Origin of the sequence: Herbaspirillum sp. SJZ107 (assembly GCF_006715485.1) — a bacterium.
Lineage (GTDB): Bacteria > Pseudomonadota > Gammaproteobacteria > Burkholderiales > Burkholderiaceae_D > Telluria.
Genome location: NZ_VFNH01000002.1, coordinates 1,767,880 through 1,789,672 on the forward strand (window position 1 = coordinate 1,767,880; position 21,793 = coordinate 1,789,672).

General features: G+C 63.5%; 19 protein-coding genes and 1 pseudogene. 12 read left to right on the top strand and 8 right to left on the bottom strand.

Translation table 11 applies throughout. The annotated features are described in order from the left end of the window. Positions 1-82 precede the first annotated feature (82 nt). Entirely contained in the window at positions 83-1,240 is a 1,158-nt protein-coding gene (locus FBX97_RS17725; protein ID WP_185748625.1) for a sensor histidine kinase KdpD, read from the top strand. 21 nt (positions 1,241-1,261) lie between these two features. Here FBX97_RS17725 and FBX97_RS17730 read toward each other — a convergent pair whose 3' ends face one another. Beyond that, positions 1,262-2,626: a sensor histidine kinase gene (locus FBX97_RS17730; protein WP_185748626.1), complete on the bottom strand. Its 1,365-nt coding sequence runs from the start codon at positions 2,624-2,626 to the stop codon at positions 1,262-1,264. Positions 2,627-2,887: 261 nt separating this feature from the next. On the opposite strand from FBX97_RS17730, the gene FBX97_RS17735 reads away from it, so the two are divergent. Continuing rightward, positions 2,888-3,730: an STAS domain-containing protein gene (locus tag FBX97_RS17735; protein WP_141834027.1), complete on the top strand. Its 843-nt coding sequence runs from the start codon at positions 2,888-2,890 to the stop codon at positions 3,728-3,730. Between the two features lie 48 nt (positions 3,731-3,778). Beyond that, positions 3,779-4,180, top strand: coding sequence for a response regulator (locus FBX97_RS17740; RefSeq protein WP_185748627.1), 402 nt, complete (start codon positions 3,779-3,781; stop codon positions 4,178-4,180). 38 nt (positions 4,181-4,218) lie between these two features. On the opposite strand, the gene FBX97_RS17745 is transcribed toward FBX97_RS17740, so the two are convergent. Then, a complete protein-coding gene (locus FBX97_RS17745) occupies positions 4,219-4,836 on the bottom strand; it encodes a hemolysin III family protein (protein ID WP_141834655.1) in 618 nt (205 codons plus the stop codon). Positions 4,837-5,185: 349 nt separating this feature from the next. On the opposite strand from FBX97_RS17745, the gene FBX97_RS17750 reads away from it, so the two are divergent. The 6 genes from FBX97_RS17750 (at position 5,186) to FBX97_RS17775 (ending at position 10,852) form a co-directional block, all read left to right on the top strand. Then, the gene (locus FBX97_RS17750; protein WP_141834034.1) at positions 5,186-5,662 is read left to right on the top strand and encodes a hypothetical protein; all 477 of its coding nucleotides are present in this window, start codon (positions 5,186-5,188) and stop codon (positions 5,660-5,662) included. An 87-nt stretch (positions 5,663-5,749) separates the two neighbouring features. Further along, positions 5,750-6,088, top strand: a complete 339-nt coding sequence (locus FBX97_RS17755; protein WP_141834037.1) for a hypothetical protein — start codon at positions 5,750-5,752, stop codon at positions 6,086-6,088. Positions 6,089-6,279: 191 nt separating this feature from the next. Further along, positions 6,280-7,491, top strand: coding sequence for an ATP-binding protein (locus FBX97_RS17760; RefSeq protein ID WP_141834039.1), 1,212 nt, complete (start codon positions 6,280-6,282; stop codon positions 7,489-7,491). Positions 7,492-7,621: 130 nt separating this feature from the next. Continuing rightward, positions 7,622-7,861 carry a hypothetical protein gene (locus tag FBX97_RS17765; protein WP_141834042.1) on the top strand — a complete coding sequence of 80 codons (240 nt, stop codon included), beginning with the start codon at positions 7,622-7,624 and terminating at the stop codon, positions 7,859-7,861. Positions 7,862-8,001: 140 nt separating this feature from the next. Next, a complete protein-coding gene (locus FBX97_RS17770) occupies positions 8,002-10,494 on the top strand; it encodes an MASE4 domain-containing protein (RefSeq protein WP_185748628.1) in 2,493 nt (830 codons plus the stop codon). A gap of 85 nt (positions 10,495-10,579) precedes the next feature. Beyond that, positions 10,580-10,852 (top strand): hypothetical protein, encoded by a 273-nt coding sequence (locus tag FBX97_RS17775; RefSeq protein WP_141834048.1) that lies wholly within the window; start codon positions 10,580-10,582, stop codon positions 10,850-10,852. Between the two features lie 21 nt (positions 10,853-10,873). Here FBX97_RS17775 and FBX97_RS17780 read toward each other — a convergent pair whose 3' ends face one another. Beyond that, positions 10,874-11,911 carry a GGDEF domain-containing protein gene (locus tag FBX97_RS17780; RefSeq protein WP_141834052.1) on the bottom strand — a complete coding sequence of 346 codons (1,038 nt, stop codon included), beginning with the start codon at positions 11,909-11,911 and terminating at the stop codon, positions 10,874-10,876. A 39-nt stretch (positions 11,912-11,950) separates the two neighbouring features. Further along, entirely contained in the window at positions 11,951-12,364 is a 414-nt protein-coding gene (locus tag FBX97_RS30210; protein ID WP_255517510.1) for a hypothetical protein, read from the bottom strand. 584 nt (positions 12,365-12,948) lie between these two features. On the opposite strand from FBX97_RS30210, the gene FBX97_RS17790 reads away from it, so the two are divergent. Next, entirely contained in the window at positions 12,949-13,317 is a 369-nt protein-coding gene (locus FBX97_RS17790; RefSeq protein WP_141834055.1) for a hypothetical protein, read from the top strand. Positions 13,318-13,696: 379 nt separating this feature from the next. Here FBX97_RS17790 and FBX97_RS30215 read toward each other — a convergent pair. Then, positions 13,697-13,909 (bottom strand): annotated as a pseudogene (locus FBX97_RS30215) (type II toxin-antitoxin system HigA family antitoxin); the annotation flags it as partial. 373 nt (positions 13,910-14,282) lie between these two features. On the opposite strand from FBX97_RS30215, the gene FBX97_RS17800 reads away from it, so the two are divergent. Then, complete coding sequence (locus tag FBX97_RS17800) at positions 14,283-14,942, top strand: DUF1080 domain-containing protein (protein ID WP_255517511.1); 660 nt, start codon at positions 14,283-14,285, stop codon at positions 14,940-14,942. An 81-nt stretch (positions 14,943-15,023) separates the two neighbouring features. On the opposite strand, the gene FBX97_RS17805 is transcribed toward FBX97_RS17800, so the two are convergent. Beyond that, the gene (locus FBX97_RS17805) at positions 15,024-16,385 is read right to left on the bottom strand and encodes a Gfo/Idh/MocA family protein (RefSeq protein WP_141834061.1); all 1,362 of its coding nucleotides are present in this window, start codon (positions 16,383-16,385) and stop codon (positions 15,024-15,026) included. 166 nt (positions 16,386-16,551) lie between these two features. Here FBX97_RS17805 and FBX97_RS17810 point away from each other — a divergent pair, with 166 nt between their 5' ends. Next, complete coding sequence (locus FBX97_RS17810) at positions 16,552-18,087, top strand: TolB family protein (RefSeq protein ID WP_141834064.1); 1,536 nt, start codon at positions 16,552-16,554, stop codon at positions 18,085-18,087. Between the two features lie 168 nt (positions 18,088-18,255). On the opposite strand, the gene FBX97_RS17815 is transcribed toward FBX97_RS17810, so the two are convergent. Together FBX97_RS17815 and FBX97_RS17820 are read right to left on the bottom strand one after the other, a co-directional pair. Continuing rightward, positions 18,256-19,158 carry a hypothetical protein gene (locus FBX97_RS17815; protein ID WP_141834067.1) on the bottom strand — a complete coding sequence of 301 codons (903 nt, stop codon included), beginning with the start codon at positions 19,156-19,158 and terminating at the stop codon, positions 18,256-18,258. A gap of 227 nt (positions 19,159-19,385) precedes the next feature. Further along, positions 19,386-21,793, bottom strand: a 2,408-nt coding sequence (locus FBX97_RS17820; RefSeq protein WP_185748629.1) for a YDG domain-containing protein, incomplete at its 5' end; no start/stop codon positions are given.

Consider the following 21,793-nt stretch of genomic DNA (forward strand, 5'->3'; position numbering starts at 1 on the left):
ACAGAGTGGCCGGTGCGCGTCCTACGCCGGACAGGCCGTGCCGCACTGATAATGGGCCGAGATGAACAATTCTGGAGTGAACGTGACATGGATTCCTGAACAGCGGCGTGTCATGGACCCGCGCGGCGATGCCTGGCTGGAGAAGTATGGCGAGGTGATCGACCAGATCGCCTGCCCGGCGTATTGCTGCACGTCCGCCGGCGCCGTCGTGCATGGCAACCGCTCCGCGCGGCGCCTGTGGGGCAGGGCGCCGCTGCCCATCCGGGACGGCTGCTGGGACGGCTTCGCGGCCTTGTATCGCCCGGACGGCAGCCCGCTCGAAAAGTCGTCGTCGCCCGCGGCGCTGGCCGCGCGCACGGGCCTCGCACCGCCCCCGACCGAGCTGGTGGCGGAGTCGAGCGATGGCCAGAAGCGCTGCCTGGTGGTTCATGCGCGCCCGGTTCGAGGCAACGAAGGCGCCACGGTAGGCGTGCTGTGCTCGCTGACGGACATCAGCGAGCGCCGGCGCCTGGGCCAGGAGGTCCAGTGCGCCCGTGACAGCCGTGAGGGTTTCCTGCGCGTGCTGGCCCATGAATTGCGCAACCCGCTGGCCTCGGTGATGGCGGTGGCCGCGATCCTGCGGCGCCAGCCGGGCGAGCTGGGCATCGCGCGCATGGCGCGCGTGATCGAGCGCCAGACCCGTCAGCTGGCACGCTTCATCGACGATTTGCTCGACGCCTCGCGCATCGAGCAGGCTTGCGATATTCCCGTGGCGATGCGCGCCGCCAGTTTCCGCGACGTGATGGCGCTCGCGCGCGACGTTGCCGAAGGCGTCCTGCACGGGCGAGCCCAGACGCTGCGCGTCGACCTCGGCGTCGGAGAAAGCATGCTGGACGTGACGTTGTGGTGCGATCCCGAGCGGCTCGCGCAAGCCCTCGGGAACGCCTTGCTCAACGCCAGCGAATTTTCCAACGACGGTGCCGAGGTCGCGCTGGCGGTCAGGATCGACGGCGCGTTCCTGGAGATATCGGTGAGTGACGATGGCATCGGCGTCGAGGTGAGCGAACTACCGGCCATGTTCGAGCCGTTCCGCAAGCTGGCCGGGCATCCGCTGCGCGCGCCTTCCGGCGCGGGACTCGGCCTGGCGATCGCGCGCGGCATCTGCGTGGCGCATGGCGGCATGGTCTCCGCCCATAGCGCCGGGCCAGGACAGGGAACGCGCCTGAAATTCATTTTGCCGGTGGTGCAGGATGTGCAGTAGGCCTGAGGCCGTCCCCCTGTGTCAGGCCGCGGCCCCGGCATGTGCGGCCGCCAGCGGCAGCCACACGTCGAACCGGCTGCCGTGTCCGGCACCGGCGCTGCATGCGGACACGTTGCCGCCATGCGCCTCGACCAGGCTCTTGACCAGGGCAAGTCCCAGTCCAAGGCCACTGTCGCGCGCGTCCGGCGAATGTTCTGCCTGCGTGTAGAGGTCGAACAGGTGCGGCATCAAGGTGTCCGGGATGCCGATGCCGTTGTCCGAAACCCGCACCAGCAGGTCGGCGCCATTCCGCTCGGCGCGAACTTCGATCATTCCCGCGCGGGGTGTATACCGGATCGCATTCCCGAGCAGGTTGGCGACGACCTGGATCAGCCGCGTGCGGTCGCCCTCGACCATGCACGCATCGGGCGGCAGGGCGGTTTCCACGCGATGGTCCTTGGCCAGCGCGGACGCAGCCAGTTGTTCGATGGCGGCGCCGATCACATCGCGCATGTCGACGCCCTGGCGCCGGATCGATACCAGCCCGCGGCTGACGCGCGACACATCCAGCAGGTCTTCGACCAGGCGGCTCATGTGCCTGACCTGGCGTCCGACGAGCTGGCCAAGCCTGACGCTCTGGTCGGGAGTGCCGCCGGTCTCCAGCAAACCGGCGGCCATGCCCGCCGCCGAGAGCGGCCCGCGCAGTTCATGGCTCAGGATCGACAGGAATTCGTCCTTGCGGCGGTCGGCCGATACCAGCGAATCGGCCTTCTCTTTCAGCAGCACGTTCAATGCCTCGACCTGCCGGTTGGTGCGTTCCAGATGCGCGCTGACCTCGACCAGTTCGTTCTGCTTGGCTTGCAAGGCGGCGAGCGCACCGCTCAGTTCGCGGTTTTGCTGGTTTGCTTCGGACAAGGCGACGTTGCCGGGCAGATCCGCCAGGCCGTTCACTGCATCGATGAGTTCACTGGCCGGCAGGTTCGGCAACTGCGGCGGAAACGCCTTGGCGGACGTAATACTGGTGCCGCCTGCATTCGTGACGATCTCGAACTCGTCCATGAAGCGGCGCGCCGCCGACAGGCCGCCAGGCGCAGGCGTGGCATCGCCGTTGAGCGCTGCGCGAACGCGCGCGGCGGGTATGCCGCTGCCCTGGTCGTCGACCACGATGACCAGCGCCTGCTGCCGTCGCGAGGCGCCGAGAAAGAAGCGCACCGTCCCGACGCGCGCATGGACCATGGCATTGCGCGCCAGCTCGGACACGGCGGTGGCGATACGGGTCTGTTCGTTGCCGCGAAAACCGCACAGTGCTGCGATCTCGCGCGCACGCAGGCGCGAAGCGATGACATCGAGTTCGGTGTGCACCGCGACCGTCAACAAGTGGTGACACGGAGCATAGCGTTGCAGCATATGCTCGGCGGATACGCTTTCATTGTGAGGCATAAGGAGGCGCAAAGCCTGTGCTGGCAACGCGGTTGAAGGGATGTGTAAGCATTATCCTACAGACGCTTGGAGAATGTCGACCTAACGGTCATTTAAACCACATACCATGACGGATTCCCGCCGCCGGCTGTAAGAGTGCTATAGTGGCGAACTCAAGTGGTTGAGTTCCGATGCCTCCCAGGTCGGCGATGACTTTCGTGGACTGAAACAGTAAAGGGATGATCGGTCATGACCATCAACGATGGGCTTCTGCTTGCAGGACTGGTGCGCGAGCATGCGCATGCGCTCGGCACGGAATGGTACGAAGGGCATGCGGCAACGGTCCGCGTCGGCGCGAACGAGGCCGAACGGTCGCGTGATCAGTGCTTCCGATTCATGCCCGCGCTGGCCGAGGCGCTGGCTACTGCCGACCTCGACACTGTCGACGGGCGCGCCTGGGCCGACGCGAGGCGCCAGCTCGACGAGATTTCTGCCGGGCGGGCCAACGGCGGTTCGACTGCGGCGGCAACCGCCACCTTCATCTTTTTCCTCAAGCAGCCGCTGTTCGCCCTCCTGCGCGCATACTTCGCCGGCGACGCGTACACCCTGGCCCGTGTTTCCTGGACCGCCAGCGTGATCATCGACCGGTTGGGCCTATACACGCTCGAGGCCTTCCAGCGAACCCGCGACCTGATCGTGAGCCGCCAGCAGAGGGAATTGCTGGAGTTGTCGACACCGGTGATCAATCTTTGGGACGGCATCCTCGCGCTACCCCTCATCGGCACGCTCGACAGTGCACGCGCCCAGGTCGTGATGGAAAGCCTGCTCGACAAAATCGTCGCCAGTGGCGCCCATACCGCGATCATCGACATCACCGGCGTACCGACCGTGGATACCCTGGTGGCGCAGCACTTGCTGAAAACTATCGCGGCGGCGCGCCTGATGGGGGCAGAGTGCGTGCTGAGCGGCATTCGTCCGCAAATCGCCCAGACCATCGTACATCTCGGCATCGAGCTCGATACGGTGTTGACCAAGGCGACGCTGGCCGATGCCCTCGTGACCGCTGTCCAGCATGCCGGTGCCCGATCCTGATCGCACAAGCGGCCACGCCTTGGAGTCCGGCATGGCGGGAGGGCAGTGGTGACCCAGCCGGCGCCGTTGCGGGTGCTTTTCATCGATGACGATGAATTCGTGCTCGACTGTTTTCTGGTGATGGCGAAGCATTCGAATCCATTCTGGCAGGTAAGAGCCGCGCCGGATCATCACGCAGGACTGGACATCGCCGGCGAATTCATGCCGCATGTGATTTCCACCGACGTCGGACAAATGCCGAAACCCGGCTTGTCGTTCGCGCGAAGCATCCGTCGGGACCAGCAGCTCAAGAACATTTTTTTGATTGCTGTCACAGGCTGGTGCGACCCCGCGTCGATGGGGGAGATCGACAACGCCGGGTTCGACGTGCACTTGACGAAGCCTGTCGAATACAAGCTTTTCATCCAGCACATACAGGCGTGCGCGCTGGTGCGGTCCATGCTGAGGTAAGCGATCAACAGCTTTCCGGACACTCGCGAGCGGGCCGCTCAGGCGACGTAACACAGGACTGCGACGTAATGGCAGATGCTGCCGCCCAGGACGAACAAATGCCAGATGCCGTGGCCATGTCGTACCTTGTGGTCGGTGGCATAGAAAGCGATGCCGCCCGTGTATAGCATGCCGCCCGCCGCAAGCCAGCCGAAACCGTCCCAGCCGAGGGCCGCGAGCAAGGGCCGGATGCCAAGTACCGCGAGCCAGCCCATCATCATGTAAATGACGAGGGACAGGCCACGCCTGCCTTTGGCGTACAAGATTTCCTGGAAAATGCCCAGCAGCGCCAGCGACCACACGACACCGAACATCGACCAACCCCAGGCGCCGCGCAGCGTCACGAGGGTGAACGGCGTATAGCTTCCGGCGATCAGAAGATAGATCGCGCAATGGTCCATCTTGCGCAGCACGTTCTTGGCCAGGCCGCGCACGCTGTGGTACAGGCTCGACGTGAGATACAGGATCAGCAGCATCGATGTATAGATGCTGAAACTGGTGATTTTCCAGGGGTCGCCGTCGCGCGCGGCGACCGTGATCAGAACGGCACCGCCGGCCACTGCCAGGCACGCGCCGGCGGCATGGGTGATGCTGTTAAAACGTTCACCGTAGTACATGGTCGCCGTTCTCGAAAAATGCCGCGCCGCGCCAGATGCGCAGACAGTCATCTTACTTGAAATACCGACATGGACGGCGGGCGGCATGCGGCTCCCGCACTCGCGTCCGGCCAGGCATTGCGTTCGGGAGATTTCCGAAGTTTATCAGGCGTGAATATTTTTACCATTCCGTCCCGTGCACGCGACGATAAGCGCACAATGGCGCTTGTTCGAACGACCCCTTTGCAGTCAACGCTCGGGCAGTCAACGCTCGGGCAGCCAACTGCTGCTTCTCTGGTCCGTCAAGCGCTCCGTAAGGCAATTTCCACGTGACCGCATATCCTGCGGCGCAATTCCGAGGAGGTACGCCATGTATCAATTTTCTCAGTCCGATCCAGCTTTTCGATCCTATGTCGATTCCCAGTTCGCCCTCTTGAATGCTGTTTCCGGTTCGCTCCTGGGATCCGTCCGGAGCGTCTGCGACGCCAACGTCAGACTCGGTCAGACCATGGTCGAAAAGTCACTCAGCGTCGGGCAGAGCATGCTGGCAAGCGCGAGTGCCGACGGTGTGCCCGGTGCTGTCGCCGGCGGCGCCGAGGCGGCATCGGACACGCTGCCGGTCCACGAGCGGGACAGCGCCACGCAGGCCGCGGATACGCATGTGGACCCGGTCCATGCGGCACAGCGGGATGAGGAGCAAGCGTCCGGTACCGCACCTGTGTGGCCGGATCATGCCGGCCCGCAAAATGGCGGCCAAGACCCGGGCTCCGGCATGCGGTCGGAACGCCGCAAGCAGCCCGAGCGCCGGGCAAGCAAGGCTTCGCATGGCGGCCAGCCGGCCGCATGATGGCGGCGCAACCGGCATCCGCGGAATCATCGTGCGGCCCGGGATGAGATTTCGCTGTGCCCTTCGATCCAACCCGAGGACATCATCATGGATACATCACCCGTTCTACCGCCCGAGGCGGCGGCTTTCGGTATCTCGTTCGACGGACGCGTCTACCACTATGAGCAATACAGTTACGACCGGCTTGCCGACGCGCTCGACTATGCCAGGGTGGCACGGGCCAGGCCCGGCTTTCGCGAGGATCCGGCGCCACGCAACTGGAAACAATGGGCCGGACCGACACCGGAAGAGCGGCTTCGGATGGCAGCGCATGGTGTCGTCTTCGAGGGTGGCTACTATTTTTATGGTCCGTATCGTTATGACCTGCTGTCCGCCGCGCTCGATTACGCCCGGCACGAACCGGGACTTGGGCTCCCACCCGCCTGACCGGAAGTCATCTTTAACGGCACCCGGCCGACCGGGGACGTCCATACTGGATGGAGGTGATGGCGAGGGGACCAGTTTGAGGTTCAGCTTGCCGGTGGTGCAGGACGTGGTGCCGGACTGAATGCCGGCCGCTCCATATCGCCCTTGCGCTTGCCGCCTGATGTTATGATGCTGACCCATCGAAATTCGAGATGCTGACCCGCCATGAACCCCGGTGTAATGACCTACGTGCGCGAAATCGAGGCCATCGGCACGGTGCCAAGATCCTGGAAACGGTGGCTTCGCTCACCGGCCTCGGTTTCGTCGCGATCGCCCACGTCGCCGAGCACTCATGGACAGCTTGCGCCGTGTGGGACAAGCTGGATTTCGGACTGAAGGTCGGCGACGGTCTCGACGTGACCACGACCTTGTGCGAGGAAGTCCGCAGTACCCGGCACAGCATTGTCATCGATCATGTGGAAGTCAGCGAAGAATATCGCCATCACCATACGCCGCGCATTTATGGATTCCAGAGTTATTTTTCGATACCGATCCTGCGGCGCGACGGCAGCTATTTCGGCACGCTGTGCGGCATCGATCCGAAGCCGATGAAGCTATCGGCACCGGCCATGGTGTCGACGCTCGAGCTGTTCGCAGAGCTGATCTCGGCACAGCTGGAAGCCGAGCGCATCCATGCCGCCACCCAGACCGATCTGACATCCGAGCGCGAAACAGCGGAGTTGCGCGAACAGTTCATCGCCGTGCTCGGGCACGATTTGCGCACGCCGCTTGGCGCGGTGCAGAACGGCGTCGAATTGCTCGCGCTGAAGGCTGGCGATCCGGCGGTCGCGCCAATTCTGCAGCGCATGCGGCGCAGCATAGGGCGGATGTCGGCCCTGGTCGACGATCTCGTGGATTTCACGCGTGGCCGCATGGGCGGCGGTATTTCCTTGAATTTTCAGCATGAGCGCGGGCTCGACGTGCAATTCGGCCAGGTGATCGCCGAGTTGCGCGAAGTTCACCCGGATGCCGACATCGTGGCGATCATCCAGCCCGATATCAGTGTGCGATGCGATGCTGGCCGGCTTTGCCAGATGTTGTCGAATCTCGTCAAGAATTCCATCGTGCATGGTGCCGCCAATAGGCCCGTGCATGTGCTGATCACCTGTTCGGGCAAGAAATTCATCATGGCGGTGACCAACGATGGCGACCCCTTGCCGCCGGTCGTGGTCCAGCAGCTGTTCAAGCCTTTCTGGCGCTCCTCGTCCAGCACATCCCACCAGGGCCTGGGACTCGGCCTTTACATCGTCGCCGAAATTGCCCGCTCCCACCGCGGCAAGATCGAAGTGACCTCGCTGGAAGGCAAGGTCTGCTTTACGTTCTCCATGCTCGACATCGACAGCGTGCATATCGCTGGCCAATGACGGTTCGGCAAACGTCACCAGAGGCGCCGCGCGTCACGGCAGGCGCCTGGTTCGCGAGCGCGTCTTTGCGTGCGCCGTTGCCGCGTCCACGTCGTTAAGATGACGCTGTCGAACCGAACAGGAGAAGGCGATGCCAAGGGGAGCCAGCCCAAGACGCGAGAGCGAAGCCAGGAAACTGGAACGCAAGTTCAAGAAAGAAAAGCGCTACGCCGGACGCGAAGAGGAAGTCGCGGCGCGGATCGTCAACAAGCAGCGCCGTGCCAGCGGCGAAACCAAGGCCGCGCACAAGCCGCCGCGCCGGTCGGCATCCCGGCGCAAGAGCCGTACCAGCCGTTCGCGGACACGGCGCAAGTCATCCGCGCGTAGTTGACCGCCGCCGCTCTTCGAGCGGATCGCAAGCGTGGGAATCGATTCATCTTGGCAATGGTGAATTAAGGTATCCTAGTCGTCCTACCGGCCGCTACGCTCGTGCATGGCGCGCGCATGCCTGGGCTTACGAAAGACGCGATCATGAACGACAGGATATTCCCGGCCCGGGCCGACAGCGGCCGCATCGCGCCGCGAATGGCGGCTTTCCAGCGCACGGCGCTCATGACGGCGCTCGCGATCGCCTTGTCCACCATGGCGCTCATGCCTGTCGCGTCCAATCAATGGCCGGGCGTCGCCTCGTTCCTGCCGGTCTATCAGGCGACCACCGTCGTCAGCTACGCCATCGTCGCCTACCTGATCTACGGCTACTTCAGGCAGACCCGCCTGCATGCGCTGTTGTACCTGTGGGGCGGCTGCGTGTACACGTCGGCCATCCTGCTGGTGCAGTTCTTCTCGTTTCCCTCCGCGTTCGTCAACGACGTTCGCCTGCTGGGCGGTACGCAGACGCCGAGCTGGCTCTGGTTTTTCTGGCACCTCGGCTCGACCGGCATGTTGTTCGGCTATGCCTGGTCCGAATGGCGCCAGCGCGGGCGCCTGGTGGCGGCCCCGATGGCCGCCTTCCGCACTTGCGCGGCGTTGACGGCCGGCGCGCTGGCGCTCAGTGTGCTCGCGGTGACGCTGTTCCACGACAGGCTGCCCGTGGTCGACGTGGCGGGCGACTTCAGCCGTATCACGCGTTCCGGCTATGCGCCCCTGATCCAGGTCATCATCGTGATGGCGCTGTTCATGCTGTGGCGCGCGACCCGCTTCGCCACGCCGATGAGCGCCTGGCTGGGCGTGGCGATCGTCGCGCTGGCGTTCGACAATGCGATCACGATGGCCGGCGGCGCGCGCCTGACGGCCGGCTGGTATGTCGGCCGACTCAACGCACTCTTCTCGGCGCTCGTCATGCTGGTGCTGTACCTGAAGGAAGTCAATCGCGTCTACCTGCGCGCCGCCGCCATGGCGGACGAGCTGGCCCGGGCGAACCAGCGCCTGGCGGGCGAGCATGCGCGCATGCTCAGTCTGTTCGAACAGGCGCCCGGATTCATGGCGGTGCTGGCCGGCCCGGACCTCCGTGTGCAGATCGTCAATGCGGCGTTCCAGCGCCTGGTCGGTGACCGCGCCGTCGTCGGCCTGCCCATCGGCCAGGCCCTGCCGGAGCTTGCGGAACAAGGCTACCTCGACTTGATCGAGGACGTGCGCCGCCGGGGCAGGGCTCATGTCGCCGCCGGCATGAAGCTATCACTGCGGCGCGGGACGGGTGCCGCCTTGGATGAGCTGCATATCGACGTGCTGTTCCAGCCCAATGTCGGCATGGAGGACGAGGCCGGCACGATCTTCATCCAGGGCAGCGACGTCACCGAACAATGGCGCGCGCGCCGCGAAGTCGGCCGGCAACAGCAGCATCTCGAAGACCTGGTGCGCGAGCGCACCCGGAAGCTCGAAGACACGCAAACCGCTCTGATGCACTCACAGAAGCTCGAAGCGATCGGCAAGCTGACCGGCGGCGTGGCGCATGATTTCAACAATGTCCTGCACATCATCAACGGGAACATCGACCTCATCAGGATGTTCACGCATGCCAACGAGAAGGTGCACCAGCGTTGCGAATCGGCGCAAACCGCCGTCCGGCGCGGCGCCAAGCTGTCGTCGCAATTGCTGGCGTTCGCGCGCAAGCAGCCGCTGCAACCGGATGCCGTCAGCCTGCCGGACGCGTTCGCGGCCATCGACCTGCTGCTGAAAAGGGCAGTGGGAGAACAGGTCGACGTGCGCTTCGTCGCCTGTCCGGAAGTATGGAACGTGCTGGTCGACCCGCAGCAACTGGAAAACGTCATCCTCAACCTGTCGCTGAATGCAAGCGATGCGATGCCCTCCGGCGGTACGCTTGTGATCCGGGTCGACAATGTCTGCAAGGAAGAGGGCGAATTCGTGCACCTGGCATTCACGGATACCGGCCACGGCATGCCGGCCGACGTGAAGGCGCGCGCGTTCGAGCCTTTCTTCTCGACCAAGGGCATCGGCAAGGGGACTGGACTCGGCCTGAGCATGGCGTATGGCTTCGTCAAGCAGAGCGGCGGCCATATCGACATCGACAGCGAAGCCGGGGAAGGGACGACGATCCATATCCTGTTGCCCCGTACCGACGGGCGGGTGGCGGACAAGAAGGCGGCGCCCGGCCTCGCCATCGAGGGCGGCACCGAAACGGTACTGGCTGTCGACGATGAGCAGGACATTCTCGACAATGTCGCCACCATGCTGCGCGACCTGGGCTACAAGGTGCTGACGGCCGGCAGCGCCGATGCCGCACTGCGGATGCTGGAGCGCCAGGATCGTATCGACCTGCTGTTCACCGACGTGATCATGCCGGGCGGCGTCAGCGCCACCGACCTGGCCGAGCGGGCGCGCCTGCGGCATCCGGGCATCGGTGTACTGTTCACGTCCGGCTATACGGAAAACGCGGTGATCCACAACGGCAGGCTGGACGAGGGGGTGAACCTGCTGAGCAAGCCCTATGGCCGGGTGGAACTGGCGAGTGCCTTGCGTACCGTGCTGGCACGGCCATCCGAGGTGCGCGAGGCCGGCATCGCGTGAGCCGGGTTCCATCTGGCGTGCGCCCGCCGCCGTGAAATGCGCGTAGGGTCGATGTGCGTGACATCATCTCCAGAGAGGCATCACGATGGAAGCCGGACCCGCGCATACCTACAGCCGCCTGCCCTTGAGCCCCGAGCAGGACAGTGAAATCAGGCACTACATCCATGGCAGGCAGCGTAGCGGCCTGCCATGGGACACGGCCGAGCTCCATGCGATGATCGCGGACATGCTCGAACCGCCCGAAGTCGACGAGGAGGACCGGCAGTCGCTGTCCGGCAGCATGGACAAGGAGAGTGCGGCGGCGCGCCTCGACGGCGACACCGACCGCGAGGAGGCTCGTCCACCTCCCGCGTCCTGATGCCGCCTCGAATGCAGCTGCCTAGTGCAGGCCGCGCCGCTTGTGCAGGTACATCTCGCGGTCGGCCAACTGCACGTAGGCGAGCAGGGGTCTGCCGTCGTCGGTATCGCATTGCACGGCGCCGGCGCTGATCGCAAGCGGGTACGTGCGCTCCTGCATCAGGTTGAATGCACGCAGGTTGTCCTTCAGCCTTGCCAGGATGGTGCGCGGATGCGCATCGTCGAGGACGAACGCGACGAACTCATCGCCCCCCAAACGGGCCAGCACGTCGGTGTCGCGCAGCGACTCGCGCAATACGGCGGCGGCATCGCGGATCAGGTTGTCGCCGGTTTCGTGCCCGAGCTGGTCGTTCACCAGTTTGAGGCCGTCGATGTCCGCGTAGATCACGGCGCAGCCGGCATGCCTGCGCCTGGCCAGTTTGAACAGGTGCTCCGCCTGCACGAAGAAACCACGCCGGTTGTTCAAGCCCGTCAGGACATCGGTCAGGGCGAGGGCGCGGATGGTGCGTTCATCTTCGTCACGGCGCGCCAGCTCGTCGGCATGCGCCTGGGCCGTACCGGCCATCTGCTCGTACTGCGTGGACACCAGATCCTCGAGTGAGGTGCGGGTCGAGATCCGGCCCAGTGTCGCCACGGATAATTCGAGAATGGTCTCGAGCAGACGCTGCCGCGTGGCCCATGCCGGGTGGTGAACGTCGTCTGTCCAGCCAGCGGCGAGCACGGCCATGCAGTCATGGGCCGGCACACCCAGCAGCAGCATGCCGGGCGCCGGCCTGGCGGCGGCGCCGGACCCACCCTCCAGCTTCTCCAGCGCGATGCGATACCAGGCGTGGCTGCGGTCGGCCCTGTGCGGCTGGCCGTGACGGTTGAAACCGATCAACTCGTCGACCTCGCCGCGGACCAGCAGCATGGCACCGTCGAACCGAGTGAGCTCGGCCATGGCACGGCCGGTCAGCGCCAGTGCCGCCAACGGCGCGTCGGCTTGCATCAGTTCGCGCGACATGGTGAGGAGGGTGCGCAATTGCCGGACTTCCGCATCGGTTTCGGTGTTTCGAGTCATCGACGACGCTCCATTGACGGTTTGGCAGGGATTGCGGTGTCAAGAGCCGTCCGGTCCGGTCGGCGTGATCGCTTCCGACACCGACTGCCCGGCGCTCTCCCGGCGGCGCAATGCCGGATGCGCCAGCACACGGACGATCACATGATCTGGAACGTTCTTGTGTTCCATGTATTGCCGGGCGAGGCCGGCGTCGCGCACTTCCAGGATGTTCAGTCCGCGCGCGACGGCGTTGGCCGTCGGCTCGTCATTGCGCCGTTGGCGCTCGTTGATGTGCATCGATACCCCTGACAAAGGATCGGAGGCCGGCATCAAGCGTCCGAGGCAGCGTTTTGCCTCCACCGCACGCCGGCGCGATTCATCATACGCCGTGCGGCGACGCCGGGCGAGCGGTTTTCGATAGACCGCTTCGGTACCGATCGGTTGCTGTCCATGAGGTTCTTGATCGTTATGCATCGATGGCGTCGTACTGCTCGTACCTGCCGACTAACTTCACGAAAACGAAACCGTATGGGTAATTGATCGAACGGGAGGCAAGGAAAGAAGGGAAGGGTGCCTAGCTCATGTGGCGCTAAACTGTGGTTCTGACCTAACTCTTTGATTCGTAAATGCTAAAACGGCCTGCAAAGCCGTCTAGACGGGTTCGACTCCCGTCCTCGCCTCCATCTATATTTTTATCGAGTACACGTTGCTACTAAATCAGGAGATGCTCCTTTTAGTTCGTGTTAGCGAGATTCGCCGCAACGACTCATAACGGTCTTATTCCACTGGCATTGTGCTCGAGGCGCGCTGCATTCAGTTGATTTCCCACGACTCTAAACGCTGACCAGTCACAAGTATTGGGACTTCTAAGTGTCTATGGATCGAGTGGCGATTTACTGCGCGGCATGCTGCGCGACTACATCGATCATGGGTGCCGATGGGGCTAAACTAAGCAGGTAGCCGTGGGCCGGTCGCACGGGGCTGTAGGCCTGCGATGGGCCGCGCGTAGTTAGTAGCCGCGTGCGGCTGACGATCGTATTGCGAAAGGAGCTGTTCCGATGCGCGCACTGCTCAAAAATTTACTGTTGGCTGGACTCGCCGGCCTGGTCGGGCTGCTGATCTTCGGCGCCAGTCCAGTCGGGTCGGTGTGGCAGACGGTTGGCATGGCGCTCCTGATGCCGGCGGCTGTCTCGTTCCTGTTCTCTGCCGGCGACCTGATTTACCTCGCTCTGCAGAGGTGGGCGAGCGCCCCCTCGAAAGCCACCGTTTTTACCCATCTATGTGCTGGGCTGATGCTACTGCTTGCGCTCGCAACCGAAAGCGACCCGCGGCTTCAAGGCAGCGCCCGCTATGTGCTGCTTGCCGGTCTGCCCTTGTCGGTCTACGTGTTCAGATGGCTTTACCGCACAATTTTGCGCAGCGAGTGAGGCGTCGTTTGCAGCCCCGGTTAGCGCGCCCACGGATATCTTTTTGCTGATCGGTTCCGCACGGCGCTCACTCCTCCGATCCCGCGTCGTCCTGATCGTATCCACGGGCCGCTGTAACTGGGCGCTGCCGGGCTTTAACGCGCAAATGCACAGTTCGTACTGCGGAACCGCGAAGTCAAGCGGGTGAAGCACCGCGCGGGTCAAACGGCGCCGCGCTCGTTTAGCGGGTCAAGCTAGCGCTGGGTGTTCTTTGCTCCTGACAGGGCGCCTTATGTCTGTTACAGAACGCCGGCAGATTCGCTTCGATCGAGCGGATGCACTTGTTTGTACTGTTTGAACCGCCCCGCCTTTCGTGTGCCCAGTTAAACAGAGGCAGTGCCTTGGGCGGTTGAGTAAGCGCTTCAGCAGGTATACCAAGTCCTTTGTGCAGCTTCCAGATCATAGGGGGTGTCAGAGGACGAATACCGTGCAGCACCTCGTAGACTCGGTCGGATCGGCCAATCATCGGCTCGACATCCTTGACGGTGAGGCCCTTCCGGTCCATTTGGAACTTGATGGCCTCAACTGGGTCTGCAATTTCCATCAGGAAGTGAGGCCCGTTCCGTTTGCAGCCAATGCCTATCCCGAAAATTTAATTTGACCTCGACTGAGCCTTAGTGAGAGGTGGAACCCAGCGGCTTGGCAGGCCGCTGCATGTGCATTCGCATGGAGATCCAAAACTGGAATTTGAATCGCTACGAGTTCAGTAGAAACACATCCAGACGAAATGTTGAGATCGACTTTGCTTGCATCCGTGATTTATATCATGTTGTAATGAATTTCAAAAAATAAAAGGAGACTTGCGAATGACCTTCACCCATCGAACCCGCACAGCCGGCCTGTTGGCCATGTTGCTGTGTTCCACCGCTGCTCAAGCACAAACCAAACCAGAGGAGACCGAGGTCTGGACTCAGGAGCCGACGCGTGTGACCCCGGCCACGGCCACGCGCGCGCCGTCGGATGCGGTGCTGCTGTTCGATGGCGCCAACCTGAACGAGTGGGTGTCGACCGCCGCGCCCGACAAACCCGCCCCCTGGACCGTCGCCGACGGCGTCTTCACCGTTCGCCCTGGCAGCGGCAACATCCAGACCCGCCGCCAGTTCGGCGATTACCAGTTGCACCTGGAATGGCGCATCCCGGCCGACATCAAGGGCACCGGCCAGGACCGCGGCAACAGCGGTTTGTTCCTTGCCTCCACCGGCGCGAACGACCGCGGCTACGAACTCCAGATCCTGGACTGCGTGAACAACAAGACCTACGTGAACGGACAGGCGGCCAGCATCTACAAGCAGTCGATCCCGCTGGTGAACGCGTGCGCGGGCGCCGGGGAATGGCAGACGTATGACGTGATCTGGAAGGCGCCGCGCTTTGCCGCCGACGGCTCGCTGGCGTCACCCGCGTACGTGACGGCGCTGCACAACGGCGTGCTGGTACAGAATCACGTGGCGCTGCGCGGGGAGACCGTGTACATCGGCAAGCCGTCGTACACGAAGCACGGGCGTGCGCCGATCAAGCTGCAGGACCACCGGCATCTGGTCAGCTTCAGGAATATGTGGGTGCGGGAGCTGGAAACGGCCAATCAGTAGCGCATCCGGGCAGTGTAGTGCGCCCACCAGGCATGGTGGGCGTGCAGGCTTCGACGCCGCGGTTCTGATGCTGCGGTGTCGTCAACCCGCCAGCTTCATGTTCACCGGATCCCATAACACGATCTTCTGCTCGAACAGGCTTTTGTTCGACGCCAGCCCTGCGGCGGCCGCGCGGAAACCGAAGACTGCATCCTCCTTCACCTTGCCGCCGGTGCGGATCGCATTGTAGAAATTGGCGTGGTGGTCGAAATGGTCGCTGTAGCCGGCCGGCGCCTTCCATTCCGAACGGCTGGTCTCGTTCTTCGATGTCTGGCCGGCGTAGTGCTGCTCGTACCAGGCCTTGAAATCTTCCTGGTTCTGCTTGTCGAAGGTGGCGTAGCTGTCCCAGCTGCCGAAGCCCGGCGCCTGCGCCATCTTGCTGCGCATGACCTCCACCGAACTGCCGCGCACGATCATCTTTCCCTCGGTGCCGACCAGTGCAATCTGTTCGCCGCCACCGCCGCCATCGATGAAATTCACGCGCACCTGCAGGTTGAACGGGCCGGATCTATCGGTCGCCGGATAGTCGTAAACGCCGGCCATCACGTCCGGCACGTCGCGGCCATCCTTCCAGTAGCGCGTGCCGCCGGACGTGTAGATGCGCGTCGGTCCGAGCGAGCTGGTAATCAGGTGCAGGCCCGAGAACAGGTGCACGAAGAGGTCGCCGGCGATGCCGGTGCCGTAATCCTGGTAGTTCCGCCAGTGGAAAAAGCGTTCGGCGTCGAACGCGCGGCGCGGCGCGTCGCCGAGGAAGCGATTCCAATCGACCGTCTGTGGTGATGCGTCGCGCGGAATCGAGTATTGCCAGGCGCCGTTTGCCGATTGGCGGTCCCAGAACGCTTCCGCCATGACCAGCTGGCCGATGGCGCCCGCCTCGTACAATTCCTTCGCTTTCAAGTAGGTGGCCGAGCTGACGCGCTGGCTGCCGACCTGGCAAATGGCGCCCGTCTGCTGTTGGGCCGCGATCATCGGCAGGCCTTGTTCCAGCCTGTGCACCATCGGCTTCTCGCAATACACGGCCTTGCCTTTCTTCATGGCTGCGATGGCGATCTTGTCGTGCCAATGGTCGGTCGTCGAAATGATGACCGCATCGATCGATTTGTTGTCGAGGATGTTTTCGAAGTGCGGGGTCGTCACCAGGTCGTTGCCGTAGACTTCCTTCGCACGTTTCAGGTGCCCCGTGTAGAGGTCGCAGGCCGCGACCAGTTTCACGCCGGGTACCTTGACCGTCGTGGCGCAATTATTGAAACCCATGATGCCCATGCCGATCGCGGCGACCTGGATCTGGTCGTTGGCGGAGCGATTTTGCGCGAGCGCGGCATAGGGCAGGGCGGACGCCAGCAGGGCGCCGCCTGCCTGTCCGAGGAATCGTCTGCGGGAATAGGTCCTGGTGTCGCTGCTCATGTGTCTCCTCGCGTTATGGTTGTTGTGACAGGCTGGGAACATTCTAGCGCCGGCCGAGGCGCCAAAGTGTCAGGAAATCGGATGAGTTTGTAATGAAATCGGCAAGCGGCATCCACATTGCCGAATTCGTTCTACGATTGCCTCTTACCCAAACCACGGAGACGCAATGCCAATACCCCTTTCCGCGCTCGTCGCGACCGGCGCGCTGCTGGTCGCCGGACTGGCCTCGGCCGAATCCATCGGCCAGTTCGCCGCCCACCAGGACATCGGCGCCGTCAAGCGCACCGGCGCCGCGGGCTACGACGACAAGCTCCAGCAATACCGCATCAGCGCGTCCGGCAAGAACACCTGGTTCGCCGACGACCAGATGCATTACGCGTACAACCAGATGCAGGGCGACTTCATCGTGACCGCGCGCGTCGCGTTCGAGGGCAAGGGCGCAGACCCGCACCGCAAGATCGGCTGGGACGTGCGCGCCAACCTGTCGAACAGCGCGGCGCACGTGGTGGCGGCCGTCCATGGCGACGGTCTCGCGTCGCTGCAGTTCCGGGAGAAGGACGGCGCCGACACGGAGGAATACCGCATGGGCGTCAATGCCCCGGACGTCATCCAGCTGGAGCGCCGCGGCGACGTTTTCATCATGAGTGCTGCGCATTTCGGCGAACCGTTCCAGGTGACCAGCGTGTCGCACGTGAAGCTCGGCGACAAGGTCTACGTGGGGCTGGCCGTCACCGCGCACAATCCCGACGCCTACGAGACCGTCACCGCTTCGAACGTGCGCATCGTCGTGCCGGCCTGGAAGGGCCTCGTACCCTACCGCGACTATCTCGGCAGCGACATCGAGATCATGGACCTGGACACGCACAATCGCCGCATCGTGCTGCGCTCGCCGGATTCGCTGCAGGCGCCGAACTGGACGCGCGATGGCCGTGCCCTCATCTACAACGCGAAGGGCCTCATGCACCGCTTCGATATCGCGAGCGGCAAGACGGCCGTCATCAGGACCGGCATCGCCACCAACAACAACAATGACCACGTGCTGTCCTGGAACGGCAAGCTGCTCGGCCTGTCCAGCCACGTGAAGCGCCCGGACGGCAGCAATTATTCGACGATCTACACGGTGCCCATCGAAGGCAGCGACAAGGCGACGCTGATCACCGACACCGACCAGGGCCACTCCTACCTGCACGGCTTCACGCCCGACGACACCCGCATGATCTTCACCGGCCAGCGCGACCCGGCCATGCGCGCGCAGCAGCCGAAGGTGCTGAACCTGTACGCGATCGACATCGCGACGAAAAAGGAAACCCAGCTCACGAAGACGCCGGCACTGGACGACGGCGCCGAATACAGCCCGGACGGCAAGAGCATCTACTTCAATTCGAATCGCACCGGGCTGATGCAGCTATGGCGCATGTCCGCGGATGGCAAGAACCCGGTCCAGCTGACCTTCGACCGTTACAACAACTGGTTCCCGCACGTGTCGCCGGACGGGAAGAAGATCGTGTTCATCACCTTCATGGACGATGTCGACCCCTACGATCACCCGTTCTACCGCCACGTCTACCTGCGCGAGATGCCGGTCGACGGCGGCGAGCCGCGGGTGATCGCCTACTTGTATGGGGGGCAGGGGAGTTTCAACGTGCCGAGCTGGTCGCCGGATGGGAAGCGGATTGCTTTTGTGAGCAATACGAAGCAGTGAGCAGGGGACGGCAGTGCGTGCCTGAGTCGATATTCCATCGGACCCAGGCCGCCGAGCTTCGCTGTCGTGCAAGTGGCCCAGCGCGCCGGCATCGCGCTGGCAAGGGCAGCGCAAACGCTGCCGAAATACTTTGCGCAATAAGCTTTATTTTCCTCGGCTGCCTGGATCCTAGAACGCCGATTTCTTGACCCCTGTCGGAACAATGCGTTGGAACGTAGTATTTCGATTCGAAAAATATCTTGCCGTTGCAACCGAATCGACCCCGGTCCATCTCGTTTCGACCCCATCAATATTGACGTTGCGCCGCTTGAGTTCCTTAAGCACCTGTTGAGTGTAATCTAGCGGCGGCTGATAATGTCCGCTGGAATTACTGATATAAATCACTCTTCCTTTAACGATTTTCCACCAGCCAGCGGCCGCGACTGGACCGCCAGCGAGAAACGCTGAGTGATGCTGCACAACAGATTTGCTTGCCGAATATATTTCGCCTGCACCACTCATCACGAAGATAAAACTATTCTGAGGACCGGCTTCGGTATCGAGTAGCACATTGCCTTGGCGCAGGAGATTTGCGTTTCCTACGGTGACCAGATACTCGTCGCGACTGCCTATCAGCGTTCCCCGCTGGGGTATTGCCTGCCGCTTGCCCCCCGGGGACGGTTCCAGGGCCGCTTGAGGTTGCGTCAGCAGATAGGGAACGCCCCGGCAGTCAGCAAGTAGATCATTCCTATCTTTTTCATACCCGCCATTTCTCAGCATGCCTATTGTCTTGTACTTGGACTTGGTGCCTGAAGCACCATCGTCGGTCACAAAGCTTTGTGCTGGCATGGGGGTCTGGCCAGCCGGCGTTATCTCGGCGAGCAACTCCTCCACGGCGCGATCGGCGTTGCGTTTGGACGCACGCCAGTTGACGCCTTCCTTGAGTGTCCACGCTGCCACCGCAGCGCGGAGCGGGCGCAGATCGCTGCCAGCCACATAGTCAAGCAGCAACTTGTCGATCTGCTTAAGCTGGGGGCTTCGAGATCTGTTCCATACTTTGGTTCGGCGTAGCCATTCAGTGGAACTGATCATGCTGGTGCCTCCAATTCGAAAACAGCGACGGTCGCTGCGGGGCTCTCCACTGCGCAGCACTGCCGCGATTGTAGTGGAACGATCGCGCAGAACACGCAGTGCGGCACCGTAAAGTGGTGGTCGACGCGAAGATGTCGGCTGGACGGGTAGCCCATCTTGCTAATCCTGCCGATGCTGATCTAATGCGCAACGTTTTGTCAAGGTGAATCGCTGCCAGTCCACCGATGTCAATTCGATCTCGACTCGAACAGGTAATCTCCGCCAGCCTGGTGCCCCGCCACAGTCAACGACCCATATGTGGGCGTCTGCGGAAACTCTTTCTTGACCCGGGCCTGCACCTCCGAAAAGATGGCGCTGCCTTGCTTCCAGTCGGTGACCGAGCCGATCACCTGCATCAGGTACCAGGTAAAGATCGAGTGACCGTCCTTGCCCGCGTCGGGCACCGGCTCGTCGCCGCCCGAGGAGAGCACGACAACGGATCGCTTCGCCAGCACATCGTCGGCTGCCACGTGCTGCCCGATGGCACCCAGGCCCTCGCGCGCGAAGGCGCCGGAGTAGCAGCTGTCCGAAATGAGCGTCACCTGTTTCGAGCGTATGCCCGACAGCAGGTGGGTGATGTCGGCGTTGGAAATCCAGCTCTTGGGATCGGTGACCGAAGCATCCGCCGCAAGCCAGTAGCCGGGAGCGTTCTTGTTCATCGATAAACCGTGTCCGGCGTAGTAGATGGCGACGCTGTCCGCGCTGCCGGCTTCCGCCGCCAGTGCGTTCAGCGTCCGGACGATCGTGGCCTTGTCCGCGTTGCGTACCACACGCACTTCATAGCCGAGTTTATCGGCAAACACTTTTCCCATCCCATCCGCGTCAGGCACGGCATTTTCCAGCTGCGGAATGTCCTTGTCGGCGTAGTCGTTGATGCCGAACAGGACAGCAATCTTGCGTTCGATCCTGGGCAAGTTCACCACCCTGGTCCTGGCGCCCTGCGGCGCGGTGGCGCCGGTGGCGGGTGCCGCCGTCTGCGCGGCCGTGGCCTGGAGCGCGGCGACCTGGGCGGGCGTGATGCGGCATGTGCCGGACGCAGCCTCGGCGGCCGTGTTGCAGGGGCGCACATCGGCCAGGCTCGGGTCGATCTCGAGCTTGTAGATCGCGTCGGCGAACAGCTTGCGCTTGAAATCCTTCCGGTACGCGATCAGGCGGCCCAGTTCGTCCTGGTTCATCGATTCGATCCGGACCGCAGTGAACATCTTTGCAGGCGCCACGGTGGAGCGGTCGAACACGGCACTGCTCACTGCCTGGGCGGTCGCCACGGAAACGGTGACCGGGACCGCGGCCTGCACCGCGACGTTGATTGCCTGGGCGCTTTCGTCCTGTGCGCGCTGCTGGGGCGCATTTGCGGGGAGGCTGGCCTTGAGTTCGAGTGCCGTGGCATTGCCGGCAGCCTGGACGAACTGGTAGTTCGCAGCCGACAGGCCGCTGCCATACACGGCGTAGGTGCCTGGTGCAGACGCGGGCGTGGCCGCGCTATCCCACTGCAGGGTGCCGGCTGTGGCGCTGGCGAGCGTGTCGCCGCCTTTGAATCCCGTTACCGAGCCGCCGAGCGAACCGATGACCAGGCCGCCCAGGCTGCTTGCGGGAGCTGCCTGGTAGACCAGCGTCGCAGGTGTGATTGTGCCGACATTGCCGGTGGCGGTGGCCTGGACGGTGCGCGCACTTCCTGTCAGCTCTGCCGCCCCGACGCGGTAGTTGGCGGCATCGGCGCCGCCGATATCGAATGCGCCGCTGGCGCTGACGCGCTTGTTCCGGCCAACGTCCGGGGTCGCGAAGCTGCCCTGCGCGGGACCGCGAACCGTTACGGTGTCGCCTGCGACGACGCCATCCAGGCGGAACGCGTCAGGTGCCAGGCTGGCCTGCAAGGTCGCATCGTATTCCTTGCGCACGTCGCCGCTCAACACGATCTCCAGCGGACGCGCGGTCACGGCGGCGGCGGTGGACGAGGGCAGGGACACGGTGTAGTTCATCGCATCGGCGCCGCCGAGCGCGCCGGTGACCGCAACGGTCTTGGCGGCACCGACGTTCTTGGTGTCGAACTGGCCGGCGGTGTCCAGCGACACCGTGTCGCCGGGCAGTGCCCCTGCGATCGAGGCGGACACGATGGCCGTCCGGGTCCCGTCGTAGACCTTGTCGAGGGCCGTCACGCCGGTGAGCGTGAGCGGGCGCGGCGTGATCGCGGCTTGCACGGTGGCGCTGCCGCCCACGGCGTAGTTGGGGGCGTCGGCACCGGCCAGCGTCGCATCGGAAATGGACACGGTCTTGCCGCTCCCGGCGTTCTTGTCGGCGAACTGCGCGCTGGCGCCGCCGACGCTGACGGCGTCGCCGGCGAGGACGCCGGCCAGGCTGCCGGAAACGGTCGCGGCGCGGGTGCCGTCGTAGACCTTGTCCAGCGCCGTGACGCCGGCCAGCGTGATCGCGCGCGGCGTGATCGATGCCTGCAGATCGTTCGCGCCGCCCAGGACATAGTTGCCGGCATCGGTTCCCGCCAGCATGGCGCCGGCAATGGACACGCTCTTGCCGGTGCCGGCGTTCTTGTCGGCGAACTGGCCGGTGGCGCCATGCAGGCTGACGGCATCGCCGGCGAGAA

What these genes read in the sequence shown, in the direction of transcription:
- FBX97_RS17730 (WP_185748626.1), bottom strand. Translation starts at nt 2,626, where the DNA reads ATGCTGCAACGCTATGCTCCGTGTCACCACTTGTTGACGGTCGCGGTG.
- FBX97_RS17735 (WP_141834027.1), top strand. Translation starts at nt 2,888, where the DNA reads ATGACCATCAACGATGGGCTTCTGCTTGCAGGACTGGTGCGCGAGCAT.
- FBX97_RS17745 (WP_141834655.1), bottom strand. Translation starts at nt 4,836, where the DNA reads ATGTACTACGGTGAACGTTTTAACAGCATCACCCATGCCGCCGGCGCG.
- FBX97_RS17750 (WP_141834034.1), top strand. Translation starts at nt 5,186, where the DNA reads ATGTATCAATTTTCTCAGTCCGATCCAGCTTTTCGATCCTATGTCGAT.
- FBX97_RS17755 (WP_141834037.1), top strand. Translation starts at nt 5,750, where the DNA reads ATGGATACATCACCCGTTCTACCGCCCGAGGCGGCGGCTTTCGGTATC.
- FBX97_RS17760 (WP_141834039.1), top strand. Translation starts at nt 6,280, where the DNA reads ATGCTGACCCGCCATGAACCCCGGTGTAATGACCTACGTGCGCGAAAT.
- FBX97_RS17765 (WP_141834042.1), top strand. Translation starts at nt 7,622, where the DNA reads ATGCCAAGGGGAGCCAGCCCAAGACGCGAGAGCGAAGCCAGGAAACTG.
- FBX97_RS17770 (WP_185748628.1), top strand. Translation starts at nt 8,002, where the DNA reads ATGAACGACAGGATATTCCCGGCCCGGGCCGACAGCGGCCGCATCGCG.
- FBX97_RS17775 (WP_141834048.1), top strand. Translation starts at nt 10,580, where the DNA reads ATGGAAGCCGGACCCGCGCATACCTACAGCCGCCTGCCCTTGAGCCCC.
- FBX97_RS17780 (WP_141834052.1), bottom strand. Translation starts at nt 11,911, where the DNA reads ATGACTCGAAACACCGAAACCGATGCGGAAGTCCGGCAATTGCGCACC.
- FBX97_RS30210 (WP_255517510.1), bottom strand. Translation starts at nt 12,364, where the DNA reads ATGCATAACGATCAAGAACCTCATGGACAGCAACCGATCGGTACCGAA.
- FBX97_RS17790 (WP_141834055.1), top strand. Translation starts at nt 12,949, where the DNA reads ATGCGCGCACTGCTCAAAAATTTACTGTTGGCTGGACTCGCCGGCCTG.
- FBX97_RS17805 (WP_141834061.1), bottom strand. Translation starts at nt 16,385, where the DNA reads ATGAGCAGCGACACCAGGACCTATTCCCGCAGACGATTCCTCGGACAG.
- FBX97_RS17810 (WP_141834064.1), top strand. Translation starts at nt 16,552, where the DNA reads ATGCCAATACCCCTTTCCGCGCTCGTCGCGACCGGCGCGCTGCTGGTC.
- FBX97_RS17815 (WP_141834067.1), bottom strand. Translation starts at nt 19,158, where the DNA reads ATGATCAGTTCCACTGAATGGCTACGCCGAACCAAAGTATGGAACAGA.